Origin of the sequence: Streptomyces sp. NPDC050433, from assembly GCF_044458565.1 — a bacterium.
GTDB lineage: Bacteria > Actinomycetota > Actinomycetes > Streptomycetales > Streptomycetaceae > Streptomyces.
The window spans coordinates 120,951-130,918 of the sequence record NZ_JBITIB010000025.1 but is presented as its reverse complement, the minus strand read 5'-3'; the positions used below and the strand labels follow the sequence as shown (position 1 = coordinate 130,918).

Annotated in this window: 10 protein-coding genes; 3 read left to right on the top strand and 7 right to left on the bottom strand. The window is 71.5% G+C overall.

Features of this window, described 5'->3' with window-relative positions; translation table 11 throughout:
• Positions 1–150: 150 nt before the first annotated feature.
• Positions 151–555, bottom strand: coding sequence for a DUF5997 family protein (locus ACIBLA_RS27700; protein ID WP_363246100.1), 405 nt, complete (start codon positions 553–555; stop codon positions 151–153).
• Positions 556–613: 58 nt separating this feature from the next.
• On the opposite strand from ACIBLA_RS27700, the gene ACIBLA_RS27695 reads away from it, so the two are divergent.
• Positions 614–1,408, top strand: a complete 795-nt coding sequence (locus tag ACIBLA_RS27695; RefSeq protein WP_363246101.1) for a LysR family substrate-binding domain-containing protein — start codon at positions 614–616, stop codon at positions 1,406–1,408.
• Positions 1,409–1,419: 11 nt separating this feature from the next.
• Here the strand turns inward: ACIBLA_RS27695 and ACIBLA_RS27690 are convergent, their stop codons facing one another.
• The 5 genes from ACIBLA_RS27690 to ACIBLA_RS27670 form a co-directional block, all read right to left on the bottom strand.
• Positions 1,420–1,896 carry an SRPBCC domain-containing protein gene (locus tag ACIBLA_RS27690; protein ID WP_363246102.1) on the bottom strand — a complete coding sequence of 159 codons (477 nt, stop codon included), beginning with the start codon at positions 1,894–1,896 and terminating at the stop codon, positions 1,420–1,422.
• A 20-nt stretch (positions 1,897–1,916) separates the two neighbouring features.
• Positions 1,917–2,726, bottom strand: a complete 810-nt coding sequence (locus ACIBLA_RS27685; RefSeq protein ID WP_399200193.1) for a PrsW family intramembrane metalloprotease — start codon at positions 2,724–2,726, stop codon at positions 1,917–1,919.
• A 122-nt stretch (positions 2,727–2,848) separates the two neighbouring features.
• Positions 2,849–3,634: an SAM-dependent methyltransferase gene (locus ACIBLA_RS27680; RefSeq protein ID WP_363246104.1), complete on the bottom strand. Its 786-nt coding sequence runs from the start codon at positions 3,632–3,634 to the stop codon at positions 2,849–2,851.
• A gap of 184 nt (positions 3,635–3,818) precedes the next feature.
• Positions 3,819–4,886 carry a hypothetical protein gene (locus tag ACIBLA_RS27675; RefSeq protein WP_399200192.1) on the bottom strand — a complete coding sequence of 356 codons (1,068 nt, stop codon included), beginning with the start codon at positions 4,884–4,886 and terminating at the stop codon, positions 3,819–3,821.
• Between the two features lie 89 nt (positions 4,887–4,975).
• The gene (locus tag ACIBLA_RS27670) at positions 4,976–5,803 is read right to left on the bottom strand and encodes an aldo/keto reductase (protein WP_399200191.1); all 828 of its coding nucleotides are present in this window, start codon (positions 5,801–5,803) and stop codon (positions 4,976–4,978) included.
• Between the two features lie 229 nt (positions 5,804–6,032).
• On the opposite strand from ACIBLA_RS27670, the gene ACIBLA_RS27665 reads away from it, so the two are divergent.
• Together ACIBLA_RS27665 and ACIBLA_RS27660 are read left to right on the top strand one after the other, a co-directional pair.
• Positions 6,033–7,289, top strand: a complete 1,257-nt coding sequence (locus ACIBLA_RS27665) for a glycosyltransferase family 4 protein (RefSeq protein WP_363246107.1) — start codon at positions 6,033–6,035, stop codon at positions 7,287–7,289.
• On the top strand, positions 7,286–8,182 hold the full coding sequence (locus tag ACIBLA_RS27660) for a hypothetical protein (protein ID WP_399200190.1): 897 nt from the start codon (positions 7,286–7,288) through the stop codon (positions 8,180–8,182). The genes ACIBLA_RS27665 and ACIBLA_RS27660 overlap by 4 nt, the downstream gene beginning before the upstream one ends.
• A 23-nt stretch (positions 8,183–8,205) precedes the next feature.
• Here the strand turns inward: ACIBLA_RS27660 and pgm are convergent, their stop codons facing one another.
• A complete protein-coding gene (gene pgm / locus ACIBLA_RS27655; RefSeq protein WP_363246109.1) occupies positions 8,206–9,852 on the bottom strand; it encodes a phosphoglucomutase (alpha-D-glucose-1,6-bisphosphate-dependent) in 1,647 nt (548 codons plus the stop codon).
• Between the last annotated feature and the right edge of the window lie 116 nt (positions 9,853–9,968).

Here is a 9,968-nt window from a genome sequence, read left to right as displayed (position 1 = left end):
TTTCGTGCTATGTTTTTCCCTTGTCTCGACCGCTCTTTCGCCGCGGGGCGGTGGCCGTTCGCTGTATCCTTGCTGTGCTGGTCTCGCCGGGGGGGCCCCCCCCCGGGGGCGGGCCCCCGTCGCCGTACGACCACCCTGCCCCGCCGCCGCTCAGGAGCGCGCCCGGCGGGGCTGGGCGTCCCGCTCCGCGTTCTTCTCCTTGATGCGAGCCGCTTCCTTCCGCACCTCCGCCTGCGTGGCACGCTCCCGCCGCAGCCACGCGGGAAGCTCCTCCTTGAGCGCGTCGATCTGCTCCGTCGTGAGGGCCTCCGTCACACCACCACGGGCCAGACCCGCGATGGAGACGCCCAGCTTGGCCGCGACCACCGGCCGGGGGTGCGGGCCGTCGCGCCGCAGTTCCCGCAGCCACTCGGGAGGATCGGCCTGAAGCGCGTTCAACTCGCTGCGCGAGACGACACCCTCCTGGAAATCGGCGGGGGTGGCCTCAAGGTACACACCCAGTTTCTTCGCCGCCGTGGCGGGCTTCATCGTCTGGGTGGTCTGGTGCGACGTCATGGTGCCCAGACTATCGAGCGCGTACGGGCCCCCGGACCACGGCCGGTAGCCTGGCCAGGTGACTGGCTCGGAGGTACCCCTCGCGTCCCCCACGTTCCGGCTCGCGTACGTGCCGGGGGTGACCCCCACCAAGTGGGTGCGGATCTGGAACGAGCGGCTGCCCGACATCCCGCTGACCCTGACCGCGGTGCCCGCGGCCGACGTGGCCGCCACGCTGCGCGCCGGCGACGCCGACGCGGGATTCGTACGGCTGCCGGTCGACCGGACCGACCTCAGCGCGATTCCGCTCTACACCGAGACGACCGTGGTCGTCGTCCCGAAGGATCACCTCGTGGCGGCGGTGGACGAGGTGTCCGCTGCCGATCTGGCCGACGACATCGTGCTGCACCCCCTCGACGACAGCCTCGACTGGGAGGGGCGCCTGCCCGGCCGGCCGGCCAACGAGCGGCCGGCCACGACGGCGGACGCCGTCGCGCTGGTGGCGGCGGGCGTGGGACTCCTCGTCGTACCGCAGTCGCTCGCCCGGCTGCACCACCGCAAGGACCTCACCTACCGGCCGGTCTCCGACGTCCCCGAGTCGCGCATCGCGCTGTCGTGGCCGGAGGAGCGGACCACCGACCTGGTCGAGGAGTTCATCGGGATCGTCCGGGGGCGCACCGTCAACAGCTCGCGGGGCCGACGGCCGGCTCCGGCGCAGGAGAAGCCGGCGGCGAAGGCCAAGCCCAAACCGGCGGCCAAGCGCACCGTCGGCAAGTCGACGGGCAAGAATCCGCGGAGCAACCCGCGCGGCGGCGGTGCCAAGAGCGGGGGCGCCAAGAGCGGCAGGCGCGGCAAACCGGGTCGCCGTTCGTAGGGCGCGCGCCCTCAGGCGGACCCGGTGTGCCGGTCCCCCTCGACGAGCCCGGCGAGATTGTCCAGCGACATGCGGGTGCCCATCTCGTTGTCGGCCACCGGCACCGCGTCGGGGACCCCCTCGTGCACCATCAGGACTTCCGTACCGCCGTCGACGTCCGTGAGCGTGGTCGTCATGGTCATCGTGCCCCTCATCGCGGCGTCGGTGGTCTCGAACTCGATGACCTCCACGACCTGTTCGTCCGGCACGAGCCGTTCGAAGTGCCCGTGGTACGTGTCGGTCTGCGGCGCCGACTTCCCGGTGTCCGTCGGTGCGTCGTAGATGAGCGAGATACGGAACCGGCCGCCCTCACGGCCGTCGAATTCGTGCACCTGCGTGCGCATTCCTTCAGGCGCCCGCCACTTCGCGACGGAGTCCGCGGCCACCAGCGCGCGGTAGACGGCGGCACGCGGGGCTCGGACCAGCCGGGAGACCTGAGTCGAGTACATGGCACCAACGTAGTGCCCGCTCATGGCCGCCGTACGCGTGTTTCGTCCGCGGCCGGGCCCCTCCAGGACAGGGTGTCGTTCCGGTGGAGTTCCAAGAGGAGCCAGCTCAGCGAGACGGCGGCCAGCAGGAAATAGGTGAACCGTCCGGTGACACCGTCCCAGAGCGCGTGCAGGGCGACCGCGAGCACGAAGGTCATGACGAGTCGTACCGTGGCCGCGAGGGACCACCGTGCCACCACGGCCCCCCACAGCGCGCCGCAGATGACCCCGGTCCACGCCATGTGCGCGGCGGGCGACGTCAGTCCGCGCAGCAACAGCGTCTGCTCGACGTCGCCGATGTCCCCCTGGGACGCCAGCAGCGCCGTGAACGCGTACCCCATGGTCTCCAGCGCGGCGAAACCCATACCCGCCGCGACCCCGATCAGCAGCCCGTCCCCGACGTGCACGGTGCCCCGCCGCCACTGCCAGATCAGGATCAGCACCGGGACGATGAGCTTGCACGACTCCTCGATCAGGCCGATGCCGATCAGGGTCGACGCGCCCAGGCCGCTAAGGGTGCCGAACTCCAGCCGTCCGGCGGTCACGATCCCGACCACGCCGCCGAACAGCGCCGCGGTCCCCAGCACGAACGGCCCGACCTGCCACTCGCCCGTGTGCCCGGCGACGAAGGTGAGGAAGGAGAGCGGGACGACGACCGCGCCCAACAGGATCATGGACGGTACGTAGTTGACGTTGCCGGTGTCCACCAGCGTGGCCTGCACCAGGAAATACAGCCCAAGCCCGACGGCCAGAACTGGCAGCCATGCCCACTTGCGCATGGTCGTCGGCATCGTGCGGCACCTCGTTCTCACGTCGACGGCGGTCGGGCCACCGCAGCGTAAGCCGGGGCGGCCCGTGCACCGGTGCAGCGACCCGGCCTCGCCGCCACGCGGATCGAGAAGGCGCCTCAGCGTTACGGGATACGAGCCACGCCCGCGTAGATGCCGCTCATCTCGTCCGTGGGGACGTCCGCTTCCTTGAACCACGCGGGCGCCGTGACCAGTCCGGGCTCGATCAGTTCGAGCCCGTCGAAGAACCGGCCGACCCCGGAGTGGGTGCGGAACCCCAGCGTGATGCCGCCCTTCGCGTACTCCGCGACGACCTTGTCCGACAGTTCGGGCACCAGGTCGGACGCGGCGTGCGACAGCACCAGATAGCTGCCGGACGGGAGTACGTCCACCAGGCTGGAGACGATGTCGTACGGGCCCTGGTCGTCGGGGACGAAGTGCATGAGCGCGATGAGCGACAGCGCGATCGGCCGGTCGAAGTCCAGGGTGGCGCGGGCGTACCGCAGTATTTCCTGCGGATCGCGCACATCGGCCTGGATGTAGTCGGTCGTGCCTTCGGAGGTGCTGACGAGCAGGGCCTCGGCGTGGCGCAGCACGATGGGGTCGTTGTCCGCGTAGACGATCCGGGCCGTCGGCGCGATGCCCTGCACGATCTGGTGCAGATTGGGTTCGGTCGGGATGCCGGTGCCGATGTCCAGGAACTGGGTGACGCCGGTGCCGGCCAGCCACGCCGCCGCCCGGTGCATGAACGCCCGGTTCTGGCGGGCGCCGTCCCTCGACTCGGCCGGCAGCCGCTCGCCCACCTGGCGGTCGACGTCGTAGTGGTCCTTGCCCCCGAGCAGCCAGTCGTAGACCCGCGCGGGGTGCGGCTTGCTGGTGTCGACCTGGGGCTTGGGGATGCCTGCCGTCATATGGGACTCCGGTGGGTGCGTGGCGGTGCGACGGGAGGCGGCACGACGTGTTCGGGCGCGCGTCGCCGGGCTTCCCCGGCGTGATCGCCGCCCGGAGAAGTCTGCCACAGCGCCCGCGAGTTGATCGGTTCGCGGTGGTCGGGCGGCGGCCACCTGCGGCCACCTCGGCCACCTCCTGAAAGGCTCAGGCCATCGGCAGACCCAGACCGTAGAACGTCACCCCGTACGTCCCCATGTCCCCGGCCTCGGAGCCGATGAGCAGGTCCTCGGGGGACTCCACACCCATCGCGCGGGCCGTCGCCACGATCGTCTCGGCCAGCGCCTGCCCGGAGGGCTCACCGGGACCGCCCGCGTCGATGCGCAGCCGGGGACATGTGGCGTCGGGCCATGGCCGGCCGGTCGTCGGGTACTCGGCCGCCGTGCCCCAGCCCAGCGACACCGGGTCGACGGACTCGTCCGCGAAGGAGGCGAGCATCAGCCGGTCACCGCAGTCGATGTCGAAGAGGATCGGGGCGCCCTTGCCCTCGATCCGGCCGTAGATCGGCATCCACATCGGCGTCCGGAGCGCGGTCGTCTCGGCCGGCAGCGTTGTCAGGAAGGCCGCGAGCGCCCTGGTCATCGCCTCCCAGCTGCGGGCCCGCCAGCCGCCGGGGAAGGTCAGGCCGCCGTTCGACGCGTCGGGCCGGAACCCGAAGAAGCCGGTGATCGCCAACTCGTCGTCGTAACCCTGGCGTACGAACCAGTTCTCGGCCGGGTCGGTGGGCTGGAGGACCAGCTCGGGCCCGGTCGGCCCCGCGCGCAGTTCGAGCGTGTCCGACTCGCCCCGCCAGCGCAGGTACGGGGAGCCCCAGCCCGGTACGGCGCGGGCGAACGGCGCCAGCCTGCCGTGCACGCCCATGATCGACGCCTCGCCGAGCGCGGCGGTCAGTTCCTCCTTGACCAGCCGGAACGCCTCCGCCTGGGAGGCGGCGTCCGGCTCGGCGTGCCGTACGGGGATGGCCAGTTCGACGTACGCCTCCCCGGCCACGTGCCGCTCCTCGTACTTCCCGGTGGGCCGCAGCCGCGCGTCGCCGGTGGAGCGGCCGGTCGCCACGGTGGGACTGTCGCTCCAGCCCCAGCCGAGCCGGACGACCACCGCCCGTGTCGCGTCCGACGTCCAGCCGCCGGTGTCCGCCGCGCGGAGGCGGACCGCCAGGGCCGCGATCGTCTCGTCCGTGGCGCTCTGCGGTGCGCTGCCCCGTTGTTCGGTCATACGACCGATCTTGCCGTACTCACCGGCCGTTCTCCGCCCAGAGTTGCGGAGTTGGAACACACGTCACAGACCGGGCGGCGGGCCGGCCCTCAGCCGTTGACCTGGTCGGGGTGGGGGCCGGTCCGCTCGTCGCGGTTCAGCGCCGAGATCTCCGCGATGTCGGCGTTGCTCAACTCGAAGTCGAACAGACCGAAGTTCTCCTCGACCCGCGCGCGGGTCACCGACTTCGGGAAGACGATGTCGCCGCGCTGGAGGGCCCAGCGGAGAGCCACCTGCGCGGGCGTACGGCCGACGTCGTTCGCGATGCGGACGATGACCGGGTCGGTGAGGACCTTGCCCTTGGCGATGGGCGCCCAGGCCTCGGTGGCGATGCCCTGCTCGGTGTCGAACGCCCTGACCTCGTCCTGGATGAGATACGGGTGTACCTCGATCTGGTTGATGGCGGGCACGACGACGGAGCCGTCCATGATGCGGCGCAGATGGTTCGGCTGGAAGTTGGAGACCCCGATGGCCCTGACCCGCCCGGACCGGTAGATCTCCTCCAGCGCCTTCCACGTCTCCACGAACTTCCCGATGCCCGCCTGCGGCCAGTGGATCAGGAAGAGGTCGAGATGGCCCAGCCCGAGGTCCACGAGGCTCTGATCGAAGGCGGCGTGGGCGTCGGCGGGATCGTGGAAGGGGTTGTTCAGCTTGCTGGTCACGAAGATGTCGTCGCGGTCGAGCCCGGAGTCCCGGACCGCCTGGCCGACCTCCTTCTCGTTGCCGTACATCTGCGCGGTGTCGATGTGCCGGTAGCCGATCTCCAGCGCGGTCAGCGTCGCCTCACGGGTGTCGGCCGGCGGGATCTGGAAGGTGCCGAAGCCGAGTTGGGGGATCTTCACGCCGTTGTTGAGCGTGATGTCGGGGACCGCGTTCATGGAGACTCCTTGATGTGCCGCTTCGACAGCGGTGAGGGGGCGGTGCACAGGGCCGCTTTCCCGATCGTATTGCCGGTAAAACAGCGGAATACGGCAAATGATCCAGCCGCTGACTCGGGCGGACCGGGTCCGACGGCGCGTCAGCTGATGAGGTTACGACAGGGGACCTTTCTGCTTTACGAAGGGTTACGCAGGCAACCTTCCGCATGCCAAACCCGTCATGCACGGCATGAAGATCTCATTTCTCATACACAACGCGTACGGGATAGGAGGGACGATCACCACCACGTTCAACTTGGCCCGTGCGCTGGCTGATCGGCACGACGTGGAGATCATCTCGGCTCTCCGGCACCGGGAGCGGCCGAATCTCACGCTCGACCCGCGCGTGCGGCTGCGGCCCCTGGTGGACCTGCGCCACGAGAAGAACGACCCGCGGCATCTGACACCGGCGAAGATCTTCCCCTCGTCCGAGTACCGCTACCGGCAGTACAGCGCGCTCACCGACGAGCGCATCGGCGAGGCGCTGGCGTCGCTCGACGCCGACGTCGCCATCGGCACCCGCCCCGGCCTCAACGTGCACCTCGCCCTCCAGGCTCCCGCACGGACGGTACGCGTCGGGCAGGAGCACCTCACGCTGAACAACCACCCGCCGCGCCTGCGCAACGCGCTGCGCCGGGTCTATCCGCGCCTGGACGCGCTCACCCCCGTCACGGAGGCCGACGCCGCCAACTACCGGCGCAAGATGCGGCTGCCCGGCGTCCGGGTGCAGGCGCTCCCCAACAGCGTCCCGGCCCCGACCCTCCCGCCGGCGGACGGCGCCGAGCGCGTCGTGATGGCCGCGGGGCGGCTGGTGCCGGTCAAGCGGTTCGACCTGCTCATCGAGGCGTTCGCCGACGTCGCCGCCGAGCGGCCCGACTGGCAGCTGCGCATCTACGGCAAGGGCGAGGAACACGAGCGGCTGCGCGCGCTCATCGACCGGCTCGGGCTGTACAACAGCGTCTTCCTGATGGGTGCCGTGACCCCGATGGAGGCCGAGTGGGTCAAGGCCTCGATCGGCGCCGCGACCTCCAACTTCGAGCCGTTCGGCATGACCATCGTCGAAGCGATGCGCTGCGGACTGCCCGTCGTGAGCACCGACTGCGAGTACGGCCCCGGCGAGATCATCGCCCCCGGCGAGGACGGCCGGCTGGTCCCCGTCGGCGACCGCGACGCGCTCGCCGGCGCGCTGCTGGACCTCGTACGCGACGACGAACTGCGCCGCCGGATGGGCCGCGCCGCGCTCGACAACTCCCGGCGCTACGCCCCCGGCCCCGTCGTGGCCCAGGCGGAGCGGCTGTTCGAGGAACTGCTGGCGGCCAAGAACGAGGGCCGGCCACCGGCGCGCGGCACGGATCACGCCCTGGTGAGCGGGAGTTACGCGGCCAAGGACACCGTGCTCGTCGCGGCCGGCAGCGTCTTGAGGACCGTAAGGAAGGCGCAGCGATGAGTGACGAGAACAGCGGACACGAACCGGTTGGCAAGCCCCGCGCGGACGCGGCCGTGGACGAGGAGGGGCGTTTCGTCGTACGCGTACGACTGCCGCTGCCCGCCTCCGCGCGACCCCGGCTGCTGCTCCAACTGCGTCCGAAGAAGGGGCAGTCGGAGGAGATCGGCCGCGTCGTCGCGCTGGAGCCCGCCGGTGGTGACGAGTGGCGGGCCGTCCTGGAGACGGCACCGGCTCTGGCGGAGGGCCGCTGGGACGCGTACGTCCTGGGGGCGCCCGGTCAGGAGCGCACACCGCTGCTGCCCGGCCTGCGCGATCTGCGCGCACTGGTCTCCAGCGGCGGCGACAGTCGGGCGACACCGCTGGCGGTCCGGATCCCCTACGCCACCAAGGACGGCCGGCTCGCCGTACGGACCTGGCTGCGGGCCTCGCACGCGGAGGCCGGCCGCATCGTCTTCACCGGCCGGTCGATGACCGTACGGGCGCGGCTGTTCGGCCCCCGGCTGGGGGAGGGCGCGGCGGCGCTGCTGCACCGGCGGGGCCGGGGCGCCGCCGTACGGCAGGTCGCGCTGCGGGCCGAGGGGGACCAGGACTTCTCCTTCACCGTCGACTACCAGGACCTGCTCGCGGAGCACGGACAGCCCGGGGCCGGGGCCGGGGCCGGGGCGGCGGCGGACGCGGGCGCGGGCGCGGGCGCGGAGATCTGGGACGTGTACGTCCGGCCCGAGGCGGGCGCGTCCCGCATCCGGGTGGCCCGTCTGCTGGACGACGTCGCGGACCGCAAGGCGGTCTTCGTCTACCCGGCCGCCGCCCTCGGCGGGATGACGGTGCGTCCGTACTACACGGTCGACAACGACCTCTCCGTACGGGTCGCCCCGCCGCCCCCGGCAACGTAGTTGACGCTCCGCCAGGGGTTTCGTCAGCCCGCGGAGCCCAGCGCCGTCGACACCAGGGACTTCGCTTCCTCCTGCACCTCAGCCAGGTGCTCCGGGCCCCGGAAGCTCTCCGCGTACACCTTGTACACGTCCTCGGTGCCCGACGGCCGCGCCGCGAACCAGGCGCTGTCGGTGCACACCTTCAGGCCGCCGATCGCCGCGCCGTTGCCGGGCGCCTCGGTGAGGACCGCGGTGATCGGCTCGCCCGCCAGGTGGTCGGCGGTGACCTGGTCGGCGGAGAGCTTCGCGAGGACCGCCTTCTCCTGCCGGGTCGCGGGGGCGTCCACGCGGGCGTAGGCCGGGTCGCCGAAGCGGTCGGTGAGCGCCGCGTAGTGCTGGGACGGGGTGGAGCCCGTGACGGCGGTGATCTCGGAGGCCAGCAGGGCGAGCAGGATGCCGTCCTTGTCGGTGGTCCACACCCGCCCGTCGCGGCGCAGGAAGGAAGCGCCGGCGCTCTCCTCGCCGCCGAAGCCCAGACTCCCGTCGTACAGACCGTCGACGAACCACTTGAAGCCCACCGGCACCTCCACGAGCGTGCGGCCGAGCTCGGCGGCGACCCGGTCGATCATCGAGGAGGAGACGAGCGTCTTGCCGATCCCGGTGCCGGCCGGCCAGCCGTCGCGGTGCGCGTAGAGGTACTGGATCGCCACCGCCAGATAGTGGTTGGGGTTCATCAGACCGCCGTCCGGCGTCACGATCCCGTGCCGGTCGGCGTCGGCGTCGTTGCCGGTGGCGATGGTGTACGTGTCGCGCTGCGCGATCAGCGAGGCCATGGCGTGCGGCGACGAGCAGTCCATCCGGATCTTGCCGTCCCAGTCCAGCGTCATGAACCGCCAGGTCGGGTCGGCGAGCGGGTTCACCACCGTGAGGTCGAGCCGGTGCCGTTCGGCGATCCGCCCCCAGTACCCGACCGAGGCGCCCCCGAGCGGGTCCGCGCCGATCCGGATCCCGGCGTCGCGGACCGCGTCCAGATCCAGGACGGACGGCAGGTCGTCCACGTACCGGCCGAGGAAGTCGTGGCGCCCCGTGGTGTCGGCGGCCAGCGCCCGCGCGTACGGAATCCGGCGGACCTCCTTGAGGCCGGCCTCGATCAGCGCGTTGGCGCGGTCCTGGATCCAGGACGTGGCGTCCGATCCGGCCGGGCCGCCGTTGGGCGGGTTGTACTTGAAGCCCCCGTCGGCCGGCGGGTTGTGCGACGGCGTGACCACGATGCCGTCGGCGAGCCCGGTGGTGCGGTCCTGGTTGTGGACGAGGATCGCGTGCGACACGGCGGGCGTGGGTGTGTAACCGTCGTCCGAGTCGATCAGAACGGTGGCGCCGTTGGCGGCGAGCACCTCCAGCGCCGTGACCCGCGCGGGCTCGGACAGGGCGTGCGTGTCGACACCCAGGAACACCGGCCCGTCGGTGCCCTGACGGGTCCGGTAGTCGCAGATGGCCTGCGTGGTGGCGGCGATGTGGTCCTCGTTGAACGCCGCCACGAGGGCGGAGCCGCGGTGTCCCGACGTACCGAAGGTGACCCGCTGCGCGGGCTCGGACGGATCCGGGTGCAGCGCGTAATAGGCCGTCACCAGCCGCGCCACGTCCACCAGATCTCCGGGCTGTGCGGGCAGCCCGGCCCTGTCGTGCACCATCGGCGAACTCCAATCGTGTCGGTCGGCCGCCGCCAGGGGCGTCGAGCCCGTGGTCCCGGCGCTACGTAACCCTATGAGGTGAGGCCGCGCCAGTGGGCACCACCACCCCCCGCTGT

Bases quoted from the DNA above. Each gene is read 5' to 3' on its own strand.
- ACIBLA_RS27660 (WP_399200190.1), top strand. From the start codon at position 7,286: ATGAGTGACGAGAACAGCGGACACGAACCGGTTGGCAAGCCCCGCGCG.
- ACIBLA_RS27685 (WP_399200193.1), bottom strand. From the start codon at position 2,726: ATGCCGACGACCATGCGCAAGTGGGCATGGCTGCCAGTTCTGGCCGTC.
- ACIBLA_RS27665 (WP_363246107.1), top strand. From the start codon at position 6,033: ATGAAGATCTCATTTCTCATACACAACGCGTACGGGATAGGAGGGACG.
- ACIBLA_RS27700 (WP_363246100.1), bottom strand. From the start codon at position 555: ATGACGTCGCACCAGACCACCCAGACGATGAAGCCCGCCACGGCGGCG.
- ACIBLA_RS27675 (WP_399200192.1), bottom strand. From the start codon at position 4,886: ATGACCGAACAACGGGGCAGCGCACCGCAGAGCGCCACGGACGAGACG.
- ACIBLA_RS27690 (WP_363246102.1), bottom strand. From the start codon at position 1,896: ATGTACTCGACTCAGGTCTCCCGGCTGGTCCGAGCCCCGCGTGCCGCC.
- ACIBLA_RS27680 (WP_363246104.1), bottom strand. From the start codon at position 3,634: ATGACGGCAGGCATCCCCAAGCCCCAGGTCGACACCAGCAAGCCGCAC.
- pgm (WP_363246109.1), bottom strand. From the start codon at position 9,852: ATGGTGCACGACAGGGCCGGGCTGCCCGCACAGCCCGGAGATCTGGTG.
- ACIBLA_RS27670 (WP_399200191.1), bottom strand. From the start codon at position 5,803: ATGAACGCGGTCCCCGACATCACGCTCAACAACGGCGTGAAGATCCCC.